Below are 25,477 nucleotides of genomic sequence, written 5' to 3'. Positions count from 1 at the left end.
TATTATAATTTATGAGGTGTAAATGGATAGTCTTCTTGTGCGTATACTACATCGTATAATTGTTGTAAGTCTGGGTATGGAGATTCTTCAGCGAATTTCGCACACTCTTCAACTAAGTCTTTAACTCTTTGGTCAATTACTTCAATTTCTTCTTGTGTAGCATATTTTTGATCCAAGATTACATCAAGAACTTGAGTAATTGGGTCGATTTTTTTGTACTCTTCAACCTCTTCTTTCGAACGGTATAATTGTGCATCAGACATAGAGTGTCCTCTGTAACGGTACGTTTTCATTTCAAGGAAAGTTGGTCCGTCTCCTCGACGCGCTCTTTCGATAGCTTCGTGCATTGCTTCGGCAACTTTTACAGGATTCATTCCGTCAACAGGCCCGCAAGGCATTTCATAACCTAAACCTAATTTCCAGATGTCAGTGTGGTTTGCAGTTCTTTCTACAGAAGTTCCCATTGCGTAACCGTTGTTTTCAACGATAAATACAACTGGAAGTTTCCATAACATAGCCATGTTAAAAGCTTCGTGAAGAGAACCTTGTCTAGCAGCACCATCACCAAAGTAAGTCATGGTAACACCGCCAGTATTAAAATATTTATCTGCAAAAGCAATACCAGCTCCTACAGGAATTTGAGCACCTACGATTCCGTGTCCTCCATAAAAGCCGTGTTCTTTAGAGAAAATGTGCATAGAACCTCCCATACCTTTAGAAGTTCCTGTAGCTTTTCCTAAAAGTTCTGCCATTACGTTTCTAGGATCAACTCCCATACCAATTGGCTGAACGTGGTTTCTGTAAGCAGTAATCATTTTATCTTTGGTCAAATCCATAGCGTGCAGTGCGCCAGCTAATACAGCTTCTTGACCATTATATAGGTGTAGAAAACCTCTAACTTTTTGTTGAATGTATAATGCTGCAAGTTTGTCTTCAAACTTTCTCCAAAGTAGCATGTCCTCATACCACTTTAAATATACCTCTTTTGTAACTTCTTTCATCTGAATTCTTTCTTTTGCTAAAGTTGTTTGTGTTATCGATTATTGTGCCTGTAACGCAAAATAGTTTCCTCCCACAAATTTGCGCCCGAAAGGTCGGGATGCAAAAATAAGACATTACATTTAAGAACTAAAATTAAAACGATACTTTTTGGCTTTTTTTTACAAGAACTTTTTGTCGAACATCAATGGGAGTAAATTTTTTAGGGATGAGGATTTGTAAATTTCACCAATTTCACCCATAAAATAGATTTCAATAGGGGTGTCTTGTTTTATTTCGTATTCTGCTATTGATTGGCGACACGATCCGCAAGGCGGAATAGGAGCAGTGGTCTGATTGATGTCTGAAGCTGCTGTAATCGCCATTTTTAAGATTTTTGCTTCTGGATAAGTGCTTCCGGCATAAAAAATCGCAGTTCTTTCTGCACAAAGTCCAGACGGATAAGCAGCATTTTCTTGATTGGAACCTAAAATAACTTTTCCGTTGTCTAAAAGCAAAGCGGCTCCAACTTTAAATTTTGAATAGGGTGCATAAGCTTTTTTTCTAACCTCGATAGCTTGATGCATTAAATCCTGAATTTCCGTTGGAAGTTCATTTAGAGTATCAAATATTGTAAATGATGTTGTTATATTGATTTCTTTCATCTGTTTTTAAGGGAAAAAAAATCCAAATTCCTAAAATGCCGGAATTTGGATTGAATTATTTTTATTTTAAACTTTCTCTTTAATACGTTTCGTATTTGTCTCCAAAGTTAAACGTTAAAGAGAAACGAAGTGTGTTTTCTAAAGGATTTTTTATTTTAGACGCTGAGAATAAGTAAGACACATCGATTTTCATAATGTTGTATTTGAATCCTGCTCCTAAAGAGAAAAATTGTTTAGCACCTTTTTCTGGGCTTTCATGGTAATATCCTAAACGCATTGCAAAAGCATCTTGATACATATACTCTGCAGCTACGCTATAAGTTACTTCTTTTATTTCTTCTTTAAATCCGCCTGGTGCATCTCCAAAAGATTTAAAGATTCCTTGGAACCAGCCAATGTCGTTATAATTTCTATAACCAATGTCTGTCGCTTCTTGTTGAGAAATATCTTCTGGGTCGTCAAAATCACCATCGCCATTTACATCTACTGGTGTTCCAATTCCTGGAGGTGTCGGAACTAAAAGTTTAGTAAGTTCAGCGCTTAAAGTAAGTTTGTTGTAATCATCAAAGATAAAGTCAAATCCTCCTCCTAATCTTAAATTTGCAGGTAAGAAGTTTGTGCTTACGTCGTCATTATCATAGCTGATTTTTGGTCCCATGTTTTGGAAGTTAACACCAGCTCTCCATCTACCATTGAAATCTTGATAAGCAATTTCTTCAGATTGGTAAAAAGCTGCCACATCAACAGCAAAAGATCTTGCAGATGTAGCATCAACTTCTTCTGAAGCAACTTTTAAGTTTGAACTGATGAAACGTCCGGCAACAGCCATCGAGAATTTCTCGCTTAATTTTAATGAATAAGATCCGTCTAAGGCAAATTCGTTTGGATTTACTTCTCTTACTGCCTCATTTGGATCTCCAGTGTATCTTAATTCAATTCCTCCAAAACCAAAATAGCGAAAACTTCCTGCAAAGGCACTTTTTTCGTTGATTTTGTTGTAGTAGGTAATCTGGCCCAATGAGATATCATTGGCAAGATCTGTTAAATAAGGAGTGTAACTAATAGAAAGCCCTTGTGCATCTTCAGAAAATGCATACTTAGCAGGGTTCCATTGTTGAGAGAAAACGTCTGCAGAAGTGGCGACACCTTGGTCTGCCAAACCTGCTGCTCTAGCATCAGCAGCGACTAATAAAAAAGGTACTCCAGTAACAATTGGTCTTGATTCCTGTGCCTTTGAGTTGTAAATGCTAAAAATACAAATTAATAAAAGTGATAGTTTTTTCATTTATGGGACTAATGTTTTTGGTGGTGCAAATATATATAATATTATAGGATGACAAGCTTTTCGTATTTTTCTGCTTTTTTATTTGTTAAATTAGATTTTACAGTCAGTTTGTAAATATACACTCCTTTTCCGATTTTGTCACCAAAATCGTCTCTTCCGTCCCATGTTATTTCTCTAGATAAAAAACCTTCTGTTGTAATCATTTGATTTTTTGTCCAAACTACTTTTCCTGTAATAGTCATTACTTGTACTTGTACGTCTAATGGTTCATAAGGCCTGTTGTGTGAAAACCAGAATTGTGTATAAGTTGAAAATGGATTTGGATAATTAAGAACGTGTGATAGTGTCAAAGAATCGTCTCCTACAACTGTAAATTGGATTTCACTAGTAACAGGATTATTGTAAACATCCCAAGCGGTAAAGCTTATAGTGTGCAGTCCAGGAGCTAGATTTCGGAATGGAAAACGTAAATTTCCGTTAGTGTAATCGTCTAATTTCGTTTGGTAATAATCATTCAAAATATAAGGATTGCTCACATCTCCGTCTAAAATAGCGACAATATCGTGTCCGATTCCACTTGCTGTATTAATTCCGTTTTCATCTTCTAAAAAAGCCAAAAGAAAAGGCGATTCATTCGTTATTCCACCAGATACAAAAGTTTCATCGTTCATATATAACTTCACTTTTGGACTTATATTGTCCTGAGGTGCATTTTCGTTAATTCCTCCAATTTTGATCGTGTTGTTGTATCCTGTTTGGTTTTCTAGCGATTCGTTTTTCTTTGAATAAAAACTGATTCTGCCATTGTCAACAGGAATCCTTATATCTCTAGGAACCACAAAACTAAATTCGAATTGTCCGTTTGTAACAGATGCATTTCCTCTAAAAATGGTTTCTCCTAAAGTTTTAAATTGCATTGGAGGGCTAAATCCGTCGTTATTTAAAGTGGTGTTTGTGATTAATTTATCGAAAATGGCCGTTGCCAATTCTCCGTTATAATTGCTTAAAAGCGTATTGTTTTCGTCTGTGATTTCTCCTGAAATTTTAATTTTTGACAATGATTTTAAATCAGGAATTGCCTGCGAAATCACAATATCGTTTACTTTAGTTAAATTAATTCGTGGTTTTGGAATAGCAAGCATTAAAGCAGGATCTCCTAAATAAAAGACAACATTGCTAGAAGAGCTTGGATTTTCGTTTTTGGATATTCTTAAAGACTCTGCAATAGTGTTGTATTGATTTGATCCATAAGAAAGAAGGTTTTTGCTGAGCGTTTTATTGAATTCTTCCGCGTTTGCTTGACCGATTTCGCGAATTGTTGTTAGCATTGAAATAGCTCCTCCTTTTGGATTCCAGAAAACATATTCTCCAGCAGTTGGTCTCGTCGGATCGTCAAAACGAGAAAATTCGCAGGTAATGGTAATAAATAAAGTGTATTTATATTGATTGGTCAAGTTTTGCCCATCTGATTTTTCCCAAATTCTTTCGCTTGCTAGTCCGTCCTCTCCGCCATGACCTAAATAGTTGAAAATTAAAGCACCTTTTTCGAAAGCATTAAAAAAATCGGTTCTTGCTTTAGGATATCGCGCTCCGCCGGCAGAAGCTTCTTGCGTGTAAGCGTCTAAAAATATTTTATCGATATTAAAAAAAGGCTTTTCGATTGCAATTTGATCTGCAAGAGTATTTTGGTTGGCTTGCAAGGTCTGATCGCCGGCTTTGTCTGAATCGTCGCTAATTAAAACCACATTATTTCTCCAATTCCCGTATGATTTTGTGTCGTAATATTCAAAGACTTTGTTCACCATTTCCTGCGCTTGGGCATTATCTGAAACTAGCATTCTTCCTACGGCTATATCTATTCCTGCAAGAGACGGAATAATAACTCCTTCGTTAGAATCCATTAATCCGTAAAAATCATCAGAAGCAAATGAAGATTCTCCGACTGTATTGCTTATTAGAGATTGATATATAGGTACAATATTAGTGTTGTTTGAGATGCGATCTTTATAATCAAACGAAGCGTCTCCAAATAAGTTAACATAACGTACTCTTTTTTCTGGAGAAGAAGCATTGTTGTAGATATATCTGATGCAATTTCGAATAGCGGCAATATCTTGTTTGCCAGAAGAAAATTCTTGATAGATGTTTTCTAAGGCAATCACTTTTACATTTAAATTGGAATTGGTTCTGTGAAAACTGGCCAATCTTTCGGCCTGTGAGGATAATGCCTTTGGAGTTATAATTACATAATCAATATCTTGAAAAGAACTTTGATTGTTTCTGAAAATCGTTCCTTTTACATTCTGGTTGGCAACTTTTGACAGATTTTCCTTTAATGGAGTGTAATAATCAGAAGCATCTATAGCGATATATTTTCTAACTTCTCCCAAATTGGCCTTAAAGCTAAAAGAAGTTTGATTGGCATTTTCGATTTTATATACATTATATAGGTTCGTAATGTCCCAGATTTGTGTTATTCCAGATGCATTTCCAATAGTGTAATTGGCAATTCCTGCTTTAGAGCCCGCATCGTTGTATTGAAAATGAAATTGTTTGCCAGTTCCTAAAAGTTTTCGTTTGGCAATAAGATTGATATAATCTAAATAACCTTTAGATCCTGGAACACCATTATTATTATAGGTAAGTTTTATTTTGATATTGTCTGTTCCGGTAAATTCTGTATTTGCTGGAAGTTTTCCCGTCCTATATTTAGTGTCAGAGTTTGCAATTAAAGCTGGAAAGTTTATAGATCCCACATTTAGTGTGTTTGCGGCTATTGAAAAAGAAGTGCTGGTTAAAGATGCAGATGCGGCGCTTACTTCTATTTTTACAGGCACGGTAGTATCAAGGTTTGGGAAATTAAATGAAAATTCCTGCTCTTGATTGATATCAAACGACTCGCCGAGCCATTGGCGACCGAGGTGCACAATGTTGGTTTGGTCAATTTCGTGATATTGATAGTCATCAAACGTGTTTAGATCTAAGGTGCTATTTCCTGCTGGCTGATTTAAGTTTTGAATTCTCTTGCCATCTCCGCCAGAAGCCGTAATATAATAATAGGACTTGGTGTCGTATAAATTTAAGTTAGTTTGGTTTTCAGAACTCCAACTGTCGGGCCCTTCGGCATAAAAAAGAATGTAATCTTCATTGTTAAAAGTGCCATCATTTTCACCTATTATCTGTATAGTGTTTTCTGTTAAATCATCGGGATAATAACTGTCATTAGGAAGGGGGAGCATTCTTCCGCCGTTTCCATAAATTTTGATTTTCCTAGGATCAGCTTTAGAAGGGTCAAATCCTAAACTTTGCAAAAAAGATCGGTTTATTCTGTAGACACCAGATTTCTGAATATAAAAGCGATACCAATCTCCAGATGCTAAGACAGAATTTGAGATTGCCGCCGATTTTTGAAAGGAAGAAGTAGATGTAGTTCGTCCCGTTGTGTTGCCAATAAAGTAAGAAAATGACTTGATGCGTTTGTAGCTGTTTCCTTCCTTAATTATAGGGGATAAGGAAAGAAAAGTATATCTTTTGTCTCTTGCATTGGTGACTATTAATGATTCATTTGGTTTTTCCGGTATGTTTTCAAGTGTTAAATCTCCTAAATCTGCTCTCGAAACCGATTCATAAATGACATTGCTAATTTGTGCCGAACTGTTGCCTGAAGCGTTAGGTTGATTCAGATTTTGGAAGAACATTATGGTTTTTTTTGTAGTGTCGAAGCGAAAACTACTTCCTGAGAAGAATGGAATTGTAATTTTATTTTCGCCATAATTTACCTCTTTTTTGTTTTGCCAATCTATCGTTATGCTCCCATTTATCTGGGAAAACGAAAGAATTGGGATCAGTAAAAGAGAGATAAGAATTGCTTGTTTCATGAGTTAAAAAACCGAAATTTAATTAAAAAATAATTAGTAAGTAAAAATATAGTATTTCATGTTACAGTAAATAATAAAAAGTATATTTTTGCGTTCGTAACTAAAGGTTATTTTCTGGAAAAAACAGCTAAATAAAATTATTAGAACAGATGTTGCCAATTAAATGTTAATTATTATATTGCAGCACCTAAATTTATCACCTAAGAATGAGTATGAAAGTAAACAAAATTGTAGTCTTGCAGTTAATGATGTCAATGGTATTGATGTTGGGCACGGCTAGTTGTAGCAAAAAATCGAGTTCGAGCCATGCTTCTAGAGCTACAGGCTGGGATGTAGATAGTCAGAATGGAACTGCTGCCAGAAATGCAGGTAAAAAACAACAGGCTGGTCCTGGTTTGGTTTTTGTTGAAGGAGGTACGTTTACTATGGGTAAAGTACAGGATGATGTTATGCATGATTGGAATAACACGCCAACTCAACAACACGTTCAATCATTCTATATGGATGAAACTGAAGTTACGAACGGTATGTACTTAGAATACCTAGAGTGGTTAAAGAAAGTTTTTCCACCAACAGAAGAAAATTACAAGAATATTTATGAAGGAGCATCTCCTGATACATTAGTATGGAGAAATCGTTTAGGATATAACGAAACGATGACTAATAACTACTTAAGACACCCATCTTATGCTAACTACCCTGTAGTTGGTGTTAACTGGATTCAAGCAGTTGAATTTAGTAAATGGAGAACAGACCGTGTAAACGAAGCTGTTTTAGAGAAAAATGGGTATCTTAAAAAAGGCGCAAAAACAAATGATGTAAGTGCTGAAAGTTTATTTAATACTGAAGCTTACGTTGCATCTCCGTCTACAACTTATGGAGGAAACGAAGAGTTAGTTTTAAAGAAAAACCCTAACGGAAGAAAACCTAGAGCTGGTAAAGACGGTGTAGTTCCTGAAGAGAAAAACGTTTATGCTCAGCGTTCTTCTGGTATCATTTTACCAGAATATAGACTTCCTACTGAAGCAGAATGGGAATATGCAGCTGCTGCAGACGTTGGACAAAGAGAATACAACATCTACAAAGGACAAAAGAAATATCCTTGGTCTGGAGATTATACACGTTCTAATAAACGTAAAAACAAAGGTGATCAATTGGCTAACTTTAAACAAGGAAACGGTGATTACGGTGGAATTGCAGGTTGGTCAGATGACGGAGCTGATATTACTAATGAAGTAAAAAGTTATGCACCAAACGATTTCGGTCTTTATGATATGGCAGGAAACGTTGCAGAATGGGTAGCTGACGTTTACAGACCTATTATTGATAATGAAGCAAATGATTTTAACTACTATAGAGGAAATCAATATGCTAAAAACAAAATTGGTAAAGATGGTAAACTTGAAATCGTTTCTACTGCTAATATTAAATATGATACTTTAAGTAACGGTAAAGTTGTTGCAAGAAACCTTCCAGGAGAAATTGCTCAGATTCCAGTTGACGAACAAGAAACGTATTTGAGACAAAACTTTAGCACAAGCGATAATATCAATTACAGAGATGGTGATAAACAATCTTCTAGATATTTTGATTTTGGTGACTCAGAGTCTGGATCTAAAACAGAGCAGGCAATGTACAATTCTCCTAAGCATAATGTTACAACAGACAGTTTAGGAAAAATGATCAGAAAATATGATAACTCTAGTAAACGTACTACTTTGATCGATGATAAAGTAAGAGTTTACAAAGGAGGATCTTGGAGAGATAGAGCTTACTGGTTAGATCCAGCTCAAAGAAGATATTTTCCACAAGATATGGCAACTGATTACATCGGTTTCAGATGTGCAATGTCTAGAGTAGGTTCTAAAGCTGAAAAAAGAAAATCTCCTAGAAACTAAGATTTAGGAATTATAATATCAAAAATTCCAAATTCCAAAAGCTGAATATTCAGTCTGGAATTTGGAATTTTTTTATTGTTTTTTTTCTACTTTTATGACATATTAAAAAAATTATAAATGAATATTCAAGACATTCATAACTTATATTTAAAGTGCAGTTCTCTGTCTATCGATACAAGAAAAATCGAAAAGGACTCGATGTTTTTTGCTATTAAAGGAGAGAATTTTGATGCTAATACATTTGCTAAAGAAGCATTAGATTTGGGAGCTTTATTTGTTGTTATTGACAACGAATCTTATTTTATTGACGATAGGACTATTTTGGTAAAAAATAGTTTGGAGACGCTTCAGGAGCTGGCAAAGTTTCACCGTGCTTATTTAGCACTACCGATTGTTGCTTTAACAGGTAGTAACGGAAAAACTACAACAAAAGAATTGATCAATGTTGTTTTGTCAAAAAAGTTTAAGACTAAAGCGACTGTTGGTAATTTAAATAACCACATTGGTGTTCCGCTAACACTGCTTTCTTTTACAAAGGAAACAGAAATCGGAATTGTAGAAATGGGTGCCAACCATCAAAAAGAAATTGAATTTTTGTGTCAGATTGCACAGCCTGATTTTGGCTATATTACCAATTTTGGAAAGGCACACTTGGAAGGTTTTGGTGGAGTTGAAGGTGTAATAGCAGGTAAAAGTGAAATGTACCAATATCTTTCTGCAAACGGGAAAACTGTTTTTGTAAATTTAGAAGATCCGATTCAGATAGAGAAATCAGCGGGCATAAAGTCTTTTACTTTTGGAATAAAAAAAGAAAAGGCAGACTTAAATATACAGAATATTACGGCAAACCCTTTTGTTGCTATTGAGTACAATGATTTTTCAATCGAATCTCATTTAATTGGGCTGTACAATGCCAACAACATAAATGCAGCTACTGCAATCGGGAAATATTTTGAGGTAAAAGAAAGCGATATTAAGAGTGCTATTGAGAATTATATTCCGGCTAATAATAGATCTCAAATGATGCAAAAAGGCTCAAATGAGATTATTTTAGATGCTTATAATGCTAACCCGAGTAGTATGGCGGTGGCGATTACCAATTTCTTGCAATTGGACAAGAAAAATAAGATTATGATTCTTGGAGATATGTTCGAATTGGGAGATGAAAGTCTTCACGAGCATAAAGTTATAATTGATTCTTTAGCAGATCAAAAACAGGCTTTATGTTTTCTAATAGGAAAAGCCTTTTTTACGAATAAGATTCCGAGTGAAAATATTCAATTTTTTGAAACATTCGATGCTTTTGCCGAATTTTTAAAGACCTTTAGCTTTCAGTCTAATATGATATTGGTAAAAGGTTCGCGAGGCATGGCCTTAGAACGAACTTTAGATTATATTTAAAAGAAAGTCATGCATAATGTTGATTGCGTCCAAAAATTTAGGCAAATTTATAGTTAAGTTTTATAATAATGAGTTCGATATTTTATCGGGCTCATTTTGTTTAAATTTGAAAATTAATAGTTTATTGTTTGTATATCTCAAAAGTTAGTTTTTTATTTTTTTTCTTACAAAAACAAATGCTTTTTTCTTACATTTGTTGTGACTAACATTTTAAGAGCGAGTATTTCGTAAAAATTAAGGTGGAATTTTTAAATCCGCCTTGTATAGATACGCGGTTTCGGTACCCCCGTGTGAAGCGTTAATGCGCCCACAGCTCTTAAAAAAGTGTTAGTCAACGGGAAAGGCTGAAACCGTATTTTTTTTTGGCCAGCTAAAAAAATTCTGAAATGACTAACGCAGAAAAAACAAGCAGTAAAGAGGTAGAGATTACAGCCTCAATAATCAAAAAAACTTCAAAAGTATTATCAATTAGGCGAATGAAAGCTTATGCATTTTATAGGCTTTCGCGTTCTATTGGCGTGTACAAAACAGAGCCAGTAATTGTACCACAAATACGTTTGTGTGGTAATTGGCTCAAAGAGGCTGGATTTTTAATTGATGAACCTGTTGCTGTAACCGTAATGAAAGGGGAACTTATTATAAGGCCTGTACAAAAAGAATAATTTAATAACATAAAGCCATTCAAATTTGAATGGCTTCTCTTTTATATACTCATTAAAAATCCGATTAGGTTTTCCTTTTTGTTTAGGCCTAATTTCTTTCTTAAACGATAACGAGCTAATTCGACTCCGCCTGTAGAAATGTTCATAATTTCAGCTATTTCTTTGGTAGACATATTCATTAATAAATAAGTAGATAAATCTAATTCCCTTGGAGAAATGGTTGGATATTGTCCTTTTAATCGCTTTAAAAACTCAAAATGAACGTTTTTAATGTGCTTTTCGAGGTCTTTCCAACTCTTGTCTGTATTTACTTCTTTTACAATGCTTTTATGTAATTTGCTAAACTCAGATTTGGTGTTTTCGTCCAAAATTCCAGTGTCAATATCTTTTAGTTTATGAATGATTCCGTTTAAAACTTTGTTCTTTTTTACAACTTGTAAAGAGTTATTTACTAGTTCTTTATCCTTTGCCAGGATTTTGATTTGAAGCTTGTCATTTTTCAGCTTTTCAATTTCTTTTTCCAAGTCATGCTGTTCATGCCTAATTTTAGACTCCTTTTCAAGATAAAGTCTTCTTTGCTCGATGGTTTCATAATACCTATTTTTTCTAATCTTCAGTTTAATTCTAACTGAGATTAAATACGCGCCAAGCAGAATAAGAACCAGATAAAATAAGTAAGCCAAAAAGTGCCTGTACCATGGCGGAGATACTGTAAATTCTACTTCTGTGATGCTAGATTCTATACCATAGCTATTTCTGGCTTTTAGTTTCATTACATAATTGCCTTCTCTCAGATTGGTATATTCTTTTATTGCTGTTGATGACCAGCCGCGCCAATTTTCTTCAAAAGGTTCTAGTTTGTAGGAGTACATTACGTTTTCCTGATTTTCGTATGTTGGCGACGCAAAAGTGAATTTGACGCGATTGTATTTATATGGTATGCTGTAGGATTCTAGTTTATTGGCCAAATTACCAGTCAAAATTGTATCTCCAGGATTCGTAAAGCTTTCGATAAAAGCTTTTGGTTTTGTCATAAAAGTGTTTGGAATAGTGGAGTTGTAATGCGCCAAACGATCTGTTAATCCTATAAAAACATTTTGCGGATCTATTGCATTTACTGATATATAATTGTTAACCAAATTCCCCGTTAAATTTGAAAAAATAGCTTGTTTTTTCGTAAAAGTTCCATTCTTGTTTTTGACTAATACGCCAAGAGATTCGTTAAAAGCATACCAAAGGTTTCCAGCAGAATCTTCAATTAAGGTGTTAATAGTAGGAATTCCGTTGAATAAGTTTGTTATTTTTTTATCTTCAAAAAAGGCTTCTTGTTCAACAGAATATCTGAAAAAATGATTTTTTACTTGAAAATAGACTTTGCCATTTATATTTTGCAAACTGTTTATTCCTTTATATTTTTCTGATATGTTGACGTGCTTTTTTATGAAATCAAAGCGTTGTAAATCTTCAGATAATTTTACTTGGTATAAGAAAGGGTTTTTCTTTAGCCAAAGATAATTCGCATCAATTTCTACAGAAAAATTATTAGTCGTTTCATCAAATCCTTTTACCTGATGTAAATAATCGTAACCAGTGGCTGATCGTTTAAAGACAGAAAACCCATTGTAACTTTCACCTATTATATAGTTTTCATGATCGGGTATTTTTTTGAAGCCAAAATATCCTTTATTGTCCAGTATTTTTGATACCCTGTTGTTTTCAATAATTAAAGCTCCACTATTACTGGCGCATATTAATACATTATTTAAAACCTGGATGTTCCAAACTTGCGAAATTGTTCCCTCGACTCTTGTAAATGGACTGTCTTTAAAAGAACCTCCCCAAGAATGATAAAATAATCCCTGGTTGGTTGCGACATAAAGATTCCCGTTATACATCGTAGAGGCGTATACAGTACCTATATTATAACTGTAATCAAAGTAGGAGAAAGGAGAATTTTCATTTATAAAAGTGATACCATTATCTAGTCCGAGCCAAATATTACTTTTGTTGTCAACAAATGAAGCTAGAATTGTATTGTTCTGAATTCCTTTTTGGCGGTTTAAATGCTGGATTATTTTTCCGTTTAGATCACAGATAATGGCTCCGTCTAATACAGAATTAAGTATTATAAATTTATTTTTGATGATAGATCCACCAAGCGAAGTGTTTTTCTTTATAAATTCATTGGCTTCAGTTGCCCATGGTTTAATAATGCCATTTTCGGACACAAAAAGTCCCTTTTCTAAAGTAGCGTATAATAATTTATTGTTAGGCAATGGGAAAAGAGACCATATCTCTTTATCATTAAACATTGTAGTGCCTTTTATTGCAGTAAGCTTTCTGTTTTTGTATTCGAGTACACCTAATGTTTTATCTTGAAAATAAAGTCTATTGTTTACTAAAAATGAAAATTGAAATTTATGAGGAGCTGTAAGGGTTGTGACTTTTTCATTTTTCAGAAAAAACACTTTGCTGAAAGACTGAAAGATAACTTCTCCATTAAAAATATGAATTCTCCATATTAGGTTGATGTTTTCTTTGTCTATTGGACTCAATAGATTATAGAGCGAGTGATATTTTAATATTCCTTTTTCGTCGTTTTTGAAATAGCCAAATTCGTTATTTCCTCCAACAAATATTCGTCCTAAAGCATCAATTTTTAAACTTCTGATCTCAGATTTGTTTGGTAAAGAGTATTTGTGCCAGTTTGAGCCGTCAAATTGAATTAAACCGCTGTTGTTAGCGAAATAAATATTTCCATTTTTATCCTGATCAATACTCCAATTTTGAGTTCCACCTTTATATTCTGATCTCTTATAGTTTTTTATGTCTGGAATTCCAATATCTTTTACTTGCGAAAAACCTTTAATTTGTAAGAATAATAACAAAATTAATGTAAAAATTCTAACTATGTATTTCATAAAATTTTAAATATATTTTTATTAGAAATGCTTTATTTTGATTTTAAATTGTTGATTTATCAATCACGATAAATCTTGTTTTTTGATTTTTTTATAAATTATAACGTAATAGTTACTCTTCTGCTCATGTAATATACGTTTTTTTTTAATTAACATTTTTATAACATTTTTTTTTAAAAATTAAAACACAGTAAATGAGTTAATTAAAAGATAAATGTTGTGTTTTTGTAGTGTGTTAATATTTAGTTTGAAGTGTTTTTGTAAAGATTTTTAATAAGAGTTTATTCAAATTTAACATTATCATTGCATTAAATTACTAATTAATTAACCAAAATTTTTAGAAAAATGAAATTGACAAAATTATTTATTTTTTGTATTTCGTCTTTACTGTTTTCTGTTGTCGCATTAGCTCAGGATGTGACCATAAATGGAATCATTAATGACGAAAGTGGATTACCCGTCCCAGGTGCGACGGTTTTAGTAAAGGGAACCAATAAAGCAACTGCATCTGACTTTGATGGGAAATTTCAGATTAGTGCTCCCTCTAACGGAACTTTGACTATTAGTTTCGTTGGTTTTGAAACTGTAAATGAAGCAATAGGAGGAAAAACCAAGCTTACTATTGTTCTTAAAGCAGTGTCTCAAAGTTTAAATGAAGTTGTAGTTATCGGATACGGTACGCAAAAGAAAGCTTTGATTACTGGTGCTTCTACTAACTTAAAAGGAGAAACACTAAAAGAATTGAATACAGGATCGGCAATGGAAGCTCTTCAAGGTATTGCGCCAGGTATTAGCATTACAAGAAATAGTGGTGCACCGGGAGCAGGAACAAAAGTTGTTATCCGTGGTATCGGTACCATTGGATCTTCAAATCCTCTGTATATCGTAGATGGAGTTGCTGTTGGAGATATTGATTATCTAAGCCCTTCGGATATCGAATCTATAGATGTTCTTAAAGATGCGGCTTCTGCTGCGATCTATGGTTCTAGGGCAGCAAATGGAGTTGTTTTGGTAACTACAGTGAAAGGACGTAAAGGAAGACCGGCTAAAATTTCTTATGACACTTATTTTGGAATTCAGAACATCTACAAAAATCTGGATCCTTTAAATGCGCAAGAATATATGTACATCATGGATGAAGGAAGAGTAAATGATGGTCTTGCTCCAAATGACTGGAAAACAATGTTAACTACTAACGATTGGTTAGAGAGAAATTATCCTGGAGCTGGAACACAGCTAGGAGAAGAGATCTGGAATAAACTGCAAAATGGCTGGACAGGAACTAATTGGATCAATGAAATGTCTAAAAAGGACGCTCCTGTAGTGAATCATTCGATTAATATTACTGGAGGAACTGAAGATATTACGTATTCATTTGGGGTTTCTTATTTTGATCAAGACGGTATACTAGGTGGAAATATCGTAGATGCTGGATTTAAAAGATTAACAGCAAGAATGAATACGCAAATGGTTCTGAAAAAAAATGAAAGCCATAACATCATTACTATTGGAGAGAATGTAACGTATACCAATATCCAAAAAAGAGATGTTTCAAATGGAAATATTTATGGGAACGACTTGCACAACGCTCTTACACAAAATCCGTTACAGCCTGCTTATTGGCAAACAGCAATTGATAGAAATATCAACGAATACGGATTTACTCCTACATTGGATGGGTTAAATACAAATCAAACAAATCCTTTGGCGGTAATGTATTACAGAAGTAATTACAATTATCCAAAAGATCATAAAATTATTGGGAATGTATTTGTAGAGATTGAGCCAATTTCTAACCTGAGATTTAAATCAGTTTATGGAATCGATTCATGGTTTGGATACAATAGAACAATGAACCCAACCTATCATTTGGGAGTACTTTACAATGATGCTATTGATGGCGCTACGCAATCTCAGTATTTTGGCGCTAACTCAACATGGACGAATACAGCTGCGTATCAGAAACAAATTGGTAATCATAATATTAATGCAGTAATTGGTACAGAGTTATGGCAAAGAATTGTTGATAATAATGTATATGGTTCAAGAAACGGTTTATTGTTTCCAAATGATCCAAAGTATTCTTATTTAGATAACACTAAGAGCCCTGGAACTGTTGCCGATATTAATACAACAGGCTTTGATAAAGCAGCGGGTGGTGGTGCTATTATGTCTTATTTTGCACGTGCACAATACGATTATAAAGAGAAATATCTTCTTTCTGCTGTTATACGTCGTGACGGATCTTCAAACTTTGGTGATGGTAATAAGTATGGTAATTTCCCGTCAGTATCTGCAGGATGGGTGGTTACAAAAGAAGATTTTATGGCCAGCACTTCAAAATATCTTAATTTCTTGAAGTTAAGAGCAAGCTGGGGGCAAAACGGTAATCAATATACTGATTATGCTTTCTATTACTCATCTAGTATTAAATATGCTTTTCCTGGATACTTCTTTGGAGATACAAAACCAGTTTCTGGACAGACTGCATATCCTTCAACAGTGCCAAATCCAGATGTTAGCTGGGAAACGTCAGAACAGTTAGATTTCGGATTTGATTCAAGTTTTTTCGATTCAAGATTAGGGGTAACATTTGACTGGTACAAGAAAACAACAAAAGACTGGTTGGTTAAAGCACAATATCCTGGAACTGCTGGTGCTGATGATCCTTATATTAACGGAGGAGATATTGAAAATAAAGGTTATGAGCTTTCTGTTAGTTGGAAAGATAAAATAGGTGGTTTTAAATATGGTGCTACTGTAAGTGGAGCTTTTAATAAAAATAGAGTTACAAGAATTGCAAACGGTAATGGTATAATTAACGGTTTGTCTCATGTATTATCTCAAGGAACATCAGAGATTTCAAGAGCACAAGTAGGTTATGCGATTGGTTCTTTCTATGGCTTTAAAACAGCAGGAATTTTACAAAACCAACAAGAGGTTGAGGCTTACGTAGGTCCTACAGGTCAGCCTTATTTTAATGATCAGCGTCCTGGAGATGTTCGTTTTGTCGATCTAAATAACGATGGTGTTATAGATGAAAAAGATAAAACAATGTTAGGAGATCCAAATCCTGATTTCCAATTAGGTATTCAGTTAAACTTCGAATATAAAAATGTGTATTTAAACACTACAATGGCAGGGAAATACGGAATGCAGGTAATGCAATCTTACAGATCATTTGCTGATAGCCCGAAACAAAATTATACTTCAGATGTTTTTGATCGTTGGCACGGTGAAGGAACTTCGAACAAAATGCCTCGCTTAAGTTCTGTATCAAACAGAAATACAAATTATGTTTCTGATATCTACATGCACAATGCTGATTATTTAAGAATTAATAATTTAACTGTAGGTTATAATTTTAATGAAATACTGAAAGATTTTAAATTCATCTCGAATCTTAAATTTTATGTTGCAGTAAATAACTTATACACATTTACTAAATATGATGGTATGGATCCAGAGGTGCGCTGGGGAGGAGATAATACAAACTATTCATGGGCTTCTGGGGTAGATCTAGGTCTATATCCACAATCGAGAACAGTAATGTTTGGATTAAGTGCAGATTTTTAATATTAAAACATTGACAATGAAAAAACTAAGATATATAATAGCAATTTCAGCAATTTTTGCAGTATCGAGCTGTGATGATTATCTGGATACCGAGAACCTTTCAGAAAAGAGTTTAAATAGTTTTTATAAGAGCCCTACTGATATAAACGAAGCCATGGCAGGTGTTTATAATGCCATCTATACAGCGAATGTTCATAGTGAAGAACAGGTTGCTGCCAATTTAATGGATAATATGATGTTTGGTGGAGGAGGTCCTGATGATAAATCGGCTAAATGGGTAGATAATTTTGAAGACCCTGCTGAAGATACTTATCGCGACATGTGGAAACAGTCATACAATGGAATTTCTAGAGCAAATGCCATTATAGAAAAAGTGCCAACGGCAGATTTTTCTAAGTATTTTAATACACCGCAAGAAGCAGATGATTTTAAAAAGCAAGCGCTTGGTGAAGCTTTATTTATGAGAGCTTTCTTTTATTTCAGATTAGCTAAATTCTTTGGAGGAGTTCCGTTGATTGTAACTTATGATGCTGATAGATTAGTGCCAAGATCAACTTATGAGGAGACCTTTGCGCAAATTGCATCTGATTTGAAATTGGCCATTGAAACTTTGCCTTCTACGCCATTTACAAGCATTCCAACTTCTAGATATGGACATGCTAATAAATGGGTTGCTGAAGCTTATTTAGGACGTGTATTTTTGTTTTATACTGGATACATGAGCAATATCGAAAAGAAAGCAACCGCAGATTTACCTCTTGTAGGCGGCGGATCTTTAACAGGAACGCAAGTTGCCTCTTATTTAGATGATTGTATAAATAATAGTGGGCATAAGCTAGCGTCTGATTTCAGAAACCTTTGGCCATATTCTTATGTGAATAAAAGTGCAAAAAGCGATAGCGTATTGCCTTGGGCTGCTGCAGAAGGTTTGTCATGGGTAGGCCAAGATGGTGTTACACCAACATTTGGCACAGGAAATTTAGAGACTATGTTTGTACAAAGATATTCTTTTGGTAACTGGGATTGGACAAATGGTCAGAGCTATACTAATAGACTTGCTTTATTTAATTCATTGCGTGGTAACTCATTGGCGCCTTTCGGAGAAGGCTGGGGATGGTGTACGGTAAATCCGAGATTGTATAGTGGCTGGGATGATGCCGACCCAAGAAAAAGAGGTTCTATACTTGAAGTGGGTAAAGCGGATCAAGGAACAGATGGCTATGCTGCAGATAAAGGGGACCATGAAACAGGGTATTTTAATAAAAAATATGTTTCATTACAGCACGACAATGGTAAAGGATCATATGTTGGTATGTTTGTTCAAATGTATGCTTGGTCAATTACCGATATGCAGTTAATGCACGCTCAAGACTTTATTTTTATGCGTTTTGCAGATGTATTATTAATGCATTCTGAAATTACTAAAACAGCTGACGGTATGAATGCAGTAAGAGGAAGAGCACATCTCGGACCGGTTGCCTATTCTCTTGAGAATATTAAAACAGAACGTTTGCATGAATTGGCTTTTGAAGGTTTGCACTGGTTTGACTTGGTTCGTTGGGGAGATGTTGAAACTGCTTTTAATGACGTAACTCAAGTTAGAAATTCTGGTGTTGATGCTAATTATAGTGTAAAATACAGAACCGAAACTAAAGGGTTGGTTCCGATTCCTGAAACTGAAATCAGACTATTGAATGGAGTTTACAATCAAAATCCGGGTTGGTAATATTTAATAACTATTAATAATTAGAAAGATGAAAATTCATAATATAAAATATTTACTAATTGCTGTGTTTATGCTGGTCTTTTCGGCATGTGACCCAATTGTAGATGAACAGCATTTACAGAATTCTACAGACGTTGCTGGTGTTCAATTAAAAAGTGTGCAAACCCCTCCTGGCGGAAATAAAATTACTTTAAGTATGGATACGCCTGGTGTTACAGGGTATTGGGACTATAATTTAGGAAAAGCGCTTACAAATGAAGTAACTGTTGTTTATCCAATTCCTGGTAAGTCTACTTTTACATTCATAGGTACTTTAGGAGGAGAATTTTTTACAAAAACGATAGATGTACAAGTCGACAAACTTGATACTCCATTAGATCAAGATTGGTATGATTTAGTTAGTACTAACACTGCGGCAGGTAAGACTTGGGTTTTTGATGGTGCTGCAGGCACAGGTGAAGCGTATTGGTTTATGTCTCCTCCAGATAATCCTGATTCAGCCATGACTGCTTGGTGGAATGCGGGAGATTGTTGTCCTCCTTTAGACGTTGCGGGTAAAATGCATTTTGACTTAAATGGGGCTGCGAATTATAATCATTATCAAACAGCATCTGCAACAGCTGAAAAAGGAAGCTTTGTTTTGGATATTGCTAATAAAAAGCTATTTATTACGAATTCAAAGATTTTAGGATATGAAGCTGGAAACACTGCCAATGAGTATAATGTTGTTACGCTTACAGAAGATAAATTGGTGTTATATGTGCCAAGAAGTTTAAAAGATGCTGGAACTGGTTGGACATTTGTTTATAGACCTGAATAAAATATTTTGTGTTAGTTATTTCGAAAAAGGAAGACTAAAAGATTCCTTTTTCGAATTTCAAACCTTTTATGCTTCATTCTCAGAAAGAAGTGTATTTACGATTTAAACTATGGTTAGTTTAAGTTAAGTTTATTGCCTGGTTAGCCCATAATTTCGATTATGGGCTATTTTTTTGCTTATTGCTTTCCTGGAAGTTAAGTAAATGTGATTATAAGCGATATGCTCTGTAACGCCTCAGAAAGGCCTTTTGTATCTAGTTTTTTGACCATATCCCAACAATACTCTTTTTATTTTCATTTAAGGAAGTATAGGACATGTACAACGGTGTTTTGAAGCTTTCTAAAGCTTTCTAAAGCTTTTTTAAGATTCTTTTCTTATTCTCTTTTTCTTTTAAAATAAAATTACAATGAATCTTAAAGCGCTTTAAAAGAAAGTACAATTACGAGATTAAATTCCAATGAAAAGCCAACCTTCTTCTCATTTGCGCTAAAAAAGATGTTTTTTCCATTTTTTAAGGTGTTATTTCCCATTATTTTGATCCATAAATCTTTTTAAAAGAAAGTAATTTCCTGTAAAATTACGCAAAATAAGTTTTTTCTTATAATAAAAATAATTGCTAATAATGTAAAAAAAGTAGGGTAAAAAAACGATATTCTCTGTTTTTTTGGTTTTAGTAAAAATGAAAGCTTTATTCCTCTAATTGTTTATTTAATAGCTATTTACAACGTAATAGTAGGTACTATCACGTTGTAGTTTTAATGATTTTTAATAAACTATTGTAGCAAAAAGTTGATGTAGTGTTATTTTTTAATATTAACTTTTCTTTAGTACTATTTTTTGTTTTTTTAAAACACTAATAATTAAATAATTATAGTTTTTTTGATGTGTTTTTATAATATTATTTTTTTGTTTTTGATGTGTTTTTGTAATGACTTTTTGATGTGAAAAGTAAAAATTTAGTTTTAGTATTGCATCAAATTACTAATTAATTAACCAAAATTTTTAGAAAAATGAAATTAACAAAATTACTTGTTTTTTGTATTTCATCTTTGTTATTCTCGGTTATTGCTGTGGCTCAGGATGTCACAGTAAATGGAATAATTAATGATGAAAATGGTTTGCCTGTCCCAGGTGCAACAGTTTTATTAAAAGGTACCACTAAATCTACTGCGTCAGACTTTGACGGAAAATTCCAGATTCAGGCACCTTCAAACGGATCATTAACAATTACTTTTATTGGTTACGCGACAGTAACAGAAGCAGTAAACGGAAGAACAAAAATTACAATTCAATTAAAACCAGAATCACAATCTTTAAATGAGGTTGTAGTTGTTGGATATGGAACTCAAAAGAAATCTGTTGTAACCGGTGCAATCTCGAGTGTAAAAGCAGCTGATCTTGAAAAAGTGCCAAACGGAAGAGTTGAGCAGACGCTACAAGGTAGAGTAGCAGGGGTTTCTGTAGCGGCAACTTCTGGACAGCCTGGTGCGGCATCAAAAGTTCGTGTAAGAGGTATCACTACATTTAGAGAAGGAGGAAATGATCCTTTATGGGTTGTTGACGGAATTGCTGTAGATGCTGGTGCAATTGGTTTCATCAATCAATCTGACATTGAGTCTATTGAGGTGCTTAAAGATGCTGCTTCTGCTGCAATCTATGGTACTCGTGCTGCAACTGGGGTTATTTTAGTTACTACTAAAAAAGGAAAATCAGGAAAAATTTCTGTAAACTATAATGGTTTTGCAGGTATTTCTGCTCCAGCTAAAAGATTGGATATGTTGAATGCGACTCAGTATGCAACTCTTATGAATGAAAAATCTTTGAATGATGGCGGAGCTATTAAATATGCAAATCCAGCTGCTTTCGGTAAAGGTACAGATTGGCAAGACGCCATTTTTAACGATTCTGCTTTTAGATACACACATGAATTAAGTATTAGCGGTGGTGGTGAAAAATCTACTTTTTATGCTTCTTTTGGAATTCAAGATCAAGAAGGTATCGTAGCTACTCAAATTTCTAACTATACAAAGAAAAACTTCAGATTAAACTCTACACACAAAATTTCTGATTATTTTACTTTCGGACAAACTTTCGGATATACACACCAAAAGTCTAAAGGTATTGGTAATACAAACAGTGAGTTTGGTGGACCGTTAAGCTCTGCAATTAACTTAGACCCACTTACTCCACTAGTGGTTACTGATCCTGCTGTAGCAAATACAGGTTTCTATACAAACCCAAATGTTATTAGAGATGCAAACGGAAATCCTTACGGAATTTCTTCTTTAGTGCAGCAAGAGATGACAAACCCTCTAGCCTATACTCAAACAAGATTAGGAGGTTATAACTGGTCAGATGATTTTGTTGGTAATGCTTATTTAGAAGCTAACATTACAAGTCATTTAAAATTTAGAACTACACTTGGTGGTAAGATTGCCTATTGGGGAGATGAGATGTTTACTCCGGTTAACTTCTTAAACCCAAATATGAAAGCGGATAGAAACAACTATAACCAAAACAATGAGAAATCATTTTCTTGGACTCTTGAAAATATCTTAACATATGCTAACAAATTTGGAGAGCACAATTTTAGTGTTTTAGCAGGACAAGGTGCTTATGTTGAGAATATTGGTACTACTATCGGAACAACAATGTTTGGTCTTCCAATTACAAGCTACAAAGATGCTTCTTGGAATTTTGATATTCCTCAAGCAGATAGAACAACAAGAACAAGCGATAAAGTAGAGCACAAATTATCTTCATTATTCTTACGTGCAAACTACGATTACATGGAAAAATATCTTTTCACTGGTATTGTTCGTCGTGATGGTTCAACTCGTTTTGGAGAAAATAACAAATGGGGAGTTTTCCCTTCATTCTCTCTTGGATGGGTACTTTCTAAAGAAGGCTTCTGGAAAGAAAACAATGTAGTTAATACTTTAAAAATACGTGGAGGTTATGGAGTTGTAGGTAACGATAACATTGATGATTTTAAATATAGAGCATTGGTAGTTGGAGGTTACAATTATGCTGTTGGAAATACAGGAGATATTACAACAGGATACGGAAACTCTACTCTTCCAAATGCAAACTTAGGATGGGAAGAAACTTCTCAAACAACTGTTGGTCTTGATGCAAAATTATTTAATGATTTTACTTTTACTGCTGATTACTACAAAAAAACAACAAAAGGAATTTTAAGAAACATTGTAATTCCTGGATATGTAGGAGTTGTTGATGCGCCTTCTGCAAATATCGCAGATATGGACAATAGCGGTTTTGAGCTTGAATTAGGATACAAGAAAAGACTTGGAGATTTTAACTTAGGTGTTAATGCTAACGTTGCTTACTTGAAAAACGAAATTACTTATGTAGGATCATCTACTAATTTCATTGTTGGAGATGCTAGTTTCCAATCTATGGGGCCAGTAACTAGAACACAAGTTGGACACTCATTTAACGAATTCTATGGTTTTAAAACAGCTGGTATTTTCCAAAATGAAGCTGAAGTTGCAGCATACAAAAATGCAGCAGGTGGTTTAATCCAACCAAATGCCAGACCTGGAGATTTCCGTTGGGTAGATACAAATGGTGACGGAAATATTACTGAGGATGATAAACAATTCTTAGGAACAAACTTGCCTAAATATACTTTTGGTTTTACCGTAAATTTAGATTACAAAAACTTTGACTTTATGGCATTTACTCAAGGAGCTGCGGGAAGCAAAATTTTCCAAGGTTTAAGAAGATTAGATGTGCTGAATGCAAACTACCAGACTAAAGCTTTAGAGCGTTGGGTTGGAGAGGGAACTTCAAACGATTATCCAAGATTGACAAATAATGACCCAAATAAAAATTACACTAACATGTCTGATTTTTATCTTGAAAATGGAAACTACTTGCGTCTAAAAGTGGTAACTCTTGGTTACACAATGCCAGCTAGTTTATCATCTAAAATTGGAGCAGATAAATTACGTTTTTATTTAACTGGAGAAAACTTAATCACTTTTACAAAATATACTGGATTTGATCCAGAAATTGGAGGTCAGGTTTATGGTGTAGATAAAGGAGTTTATCCGCAAGCAAGATCTATTCTGTTTGGAGCTAACGTTCAATTTTAAAAAAATTAAAGAATCATGAAAACGATAAAATTTAAATATATATATATCGCTGTGGCAATGGCTGTTCTAGGATCTTGTTCTGAAGATTTTGTGACCATTGACCCACAAGGAAAATTTGATACAAGTACCTACTTTTCTAATGAGCAGCAATGTTATGCCGCTTTAATTGGAGTTTACGATCCAATTAGAAAAAACACTGGAGGCTTTGAAAACCTAGTAGCAATGTTGAATGCTGGTTCTGACGATTTTTATGCTGGTGGAGGTAGTTCTACAGATGGAACAGGAATTCAAAATTTCTCTACACACTCACTTTCTTCAATCACTATTCCAGGAAGCTACTGGAACGATCACTATCAAGGTATTTCTAGAGCAAATATTTTGTTGTCTAAGTTACCAGCTGCTTCAATGAATGATGCAGTTAGAAGTAGATTTGCGGCAGAAGCTAAAACACTACGTGCATTTTACTATTTTAACTTAGTAAGATTGTTCAAAAACATTGCATTAGTTTTAGAGCCATTAACAACAGAAACAATCTTTACACCTGAGCAAGTTGCACCAGAGGTAATTTATGCTCAAATCGAAAAAGATTTAACAGAGGCTATTGCAGTTTTACCAAATACGGTAGTTGCAAAAACTGAAGCTGGAAGATTTAACAAAGGAGCAGCTCAAGCACTATTAGGAAAAGTATATTTATTTGAAGGTAAAAAAGCGGAAGCAGCAGCTGTTTTAGCAGAAGTAAATGGTACTCCAGGAGGAGTAAATCAATATGGCAATAAATTGTTAGATAAATTTAGCGACTTATGGATTACATCAAACAAATTCAACGCAGAATCATTAATCGAAGTATCTCACAGCAGTGCAGGTAACTCTGACTGGACATTCTGGGGATCTGGTAGAGACGAAGGAAACTCATTAAACATCATGGTTGGACCTAGAGGATATTCTAGACCAGAAGGTTCTGATGCACCAAATCTTCCTGCAGGATGGGCATTTAACGTTGCAACACAAAAATTATATGATGCAATGCAGGGTGATCCACGTAAGGATGCTACAATTCTTGACTTAAAAGCATTAAAAGCAGCAGGAAAAGCAGATTATATTCCAGCTTACCAAGATACTGGATATTTCTTGAACAAATATCTTCCAAGACAGTCAGATGTAAGTACTGGTGGAGGTAACTCAGAGTTGAACTACAAACAAAATTCTTATATAATCAGACTTGCAGATACTTACTTAATGGAAGCAGAAGCTTTAGGATCTGGAACAAGAGCACAAGCTTTACTTGACGCAGTTAGAAAAAGAGCTGGCCTAGATCCAGTTCCTGTAACATTAGCAGCTATCAAACATGAAAGAAGAATGGAGTTAGCAGGTGAAGGACATAGATTTTTCGATTTAGTAAGATGGGGAGATGCAGCTGCAGCTTTATCTGATAGAGGTTTTGATGCTGGAACAGATGAGATTTTCCCAATTCCGTATACAGAACTTAACGGTACTAAATTGAAACAAAATCCTAATTACCAATAGTATTTACTAATTAACCAAAACA

Annotated in this window: 13 protein-coding genes; 8 read left to right on the top strand and 5 right to left on the bottom strand. The window is 34.3% G+C overall.

The genetic code is table 11. The features are described 5' to 3' along the window. Nucleotides 1-2: 2 nt before the first annotated feature. From pdhA to porU, 4 genes are all read right to left on the bottom strand, one after another. The gene (pdhA, locus tag NCC77_RS02465) at nt 3-1,001 is read right to left on the bottom strand and encodes a pyruvate dehydrogenase (acetyl-transferring) E1 component subunit alpha (protein WP_095928018.1); all 999 of its coding nucleotides are present in this window, start codon (nt 999-1,001) and stop codon (nt 3-5) included. Between the two features lie 159 nt (nt 1,002-1,160). Beyond that, the gene (gene cdd, locus NCC77_RS02460) at nt 1,161-1,643 is read right to left on the bottom strand and encodes a cytidine deaminase (RefSeq protein WP_095928017.1); all 483 of its coding nucleotides are present in this window, start codon (nt 1,641-1,643) and stop codon (nt 1,161-1,163) included. A 79-nt stretch (nt 1,644-1,722) separates the two neighbouring features. After that, on the bottom strand, nt 1,723-2,928 hold the full coding sequence (porV, locus tag NCC77_RS02455; RefSeq protein WP_248729285.1) for a type IX secretion system outer membrane channel protein PorV: 1,206 nt from the start codon (nt 2,926-2,928) through the stop codon (nt 1,723-1,725). Between the two features lie 41 nt (nt 2,929-2,969). After that, nucleotides 2,970-6,806 carry a type IX secretion system sortase PorU gene (gene porU, locus NCC77_RS02450; RefSeq protein ID WP_250834212.1) on the bottom strand — a complete coding sequence of 1,279 codons (3,837 nt, stop codon included), beginning with the start codon at nt 6,804-6,806 and terminating at the stop codon, nt 2,970-2,972. Between the two features lie 212 nt (nt 6,807-7,018). Here porU and gldJ point away from each other — a divergent pair, with 212 nt between their 5' ends. From gldJ to NCC77_RS02435, 3 genes are all read left to right on the top strand, one after another. Further along, the gene (gene gldJ / locus NCC77_RS02445; protein ID WP_250835060.1) at nt 7,019-8,704 is read left to right on the top strand and encodes a gliding motility lipoprotein GldJ; all 1,686 of its coding nucleotides are present in this window, start codon (nt 7,019-7,021) and stop codon (nt 8,702-8,704) included. Nucleotides 8,705-8,821: 117 nt separating this feature from the next. Next, complete coding sequence (locus NCC77_RS02440; protein WP_250834211.1) at nt 8,822-10,105, top strand: UDP-N-acetylmuramoyl-tripeptide--D-alanyl-D-alanine ligase; 1,284 nt, start codon at nt 8,822-8,824, stop codon at nt 10,103-10,105. A 386-nt stretch (nt 10,106-10,491) separates the two neighbouring features. Then, nucleotides 10,492-10,767 carry a SymE family type I addiction module toxin gene (locus tag NCC77_RS02435; RefSeq protein WP_250834210.1) on the top strand — a complete coding sequence of 92 codons (276 nt, stop codon included), beginning with the start codon at nt 10,492-10,494 and terminating at the stop codon, nt 10,765-10,767. A gap of 41 nt (nt 10,768-10,808) precedes the next feature. Here the strand turns inward: NCC77_RS02435 and NCC77_RS02430 are convergent, their stop codons facing one another. Beyond that, on the bottom strand, nt 10,809-13,688 hold the full coding sequence (locus NCC77_RS02430) for a helix-turn-helix and ligand-binding sensor domain-containing protein (protein WP_250834209.1): 2,880 nt from the start codon (nt 13,686-13,688) through the stop codon (nt 10,809-10,811). 345 nt (nt 13,689-14,033) lie between these two features. Here NCC77_RS02430 and NCC77_RS02425 point away from each other — a divergent pair, with 345 nt between their 5' ends. The 5 genes from NCC77_RS02425 (at nt 14,034) to NCC77_RS02405 (ending at nt 25,455) form a co-directional block, all read left to right on the top strand. Continuing rightward, nucleotides 14,034-17,264 carry a SusC/RagA family TonB-linked outer membrane protein gene (locus tag NCC77_RS02425; RefSeq protein ID WP_250834208.1) on the top strand — a complete coding sequence of 1,077 codons (3,231 nt, stop codon included), beginning with the start codon at nt 14,034-14,036 and terminating at the stop codon, nt 17,262-17,264. 16 nt (nt 17,265-17,280) lie between these two features. Beyond that, nucleotides 17,281-18,990, top strand: coding sequence for a RagB/SusD family nutrient uptake outer membrane protein (locus NCC77_RS02420; RefSeq protein WP_250834207.1), 1,710 nt, complete (start codon nt 17,281-17,283; stop codon nt 18,988-18,990). A gap of 28 nt (nt 18,991-19,018) precedes the next feature. Further along, a complete protein-coding gene (locus NCC77_RS02415; protein ID WP_250834206.1) occupies nt 19,019-19,810 on the top strand; it encodes a hypothetical protein in 792 nt (263 codons plus the stop codon). Between the two features lie 1,010 nt (nt 19,811-20,820). Further along, nucleotides 20,821-23,931, top strand: coding sequence for a SusC/RagA family TonB-linked outer membrane protein (locus NCC77_RS02410; protein WP_250834205.1), 3,111 nt, complete (start codon nt 20,821-20,823; stop codon nt 23,929-23,931). A 15-nt stretch (nt 23,932-23,946) separates the two neighbouring features. Beyond that, a complete protein-coding gene (locus NCC77_RS02405) occupies nt 23,947-25,455 on the top strand; it encodes a RagB/SusD family nutrient uptake outer membrane protein (protein ID WP_250834204.1) in 1,509 nt (502 codons plus the stop codon). The last annotated feature ends 22 nt before the right edge of the window (nt 25,456-25,477 follow it).

This window comes from Flavobacterium tyrosinilyticum, from assembly GCF_023656565.1.
GTDB lineage: Bacteria > Bacteroidota > Bacteroidia > Flavobacteriales > Flavobacteriaceae > Flavobacterium > Flavobacterium tyrosinilyticum.
The sequence above is the reverse complement of the archived record's forward strand: the minus strand, read 5'-3'. Positions and strand labels throughout refer to the sequence as shown.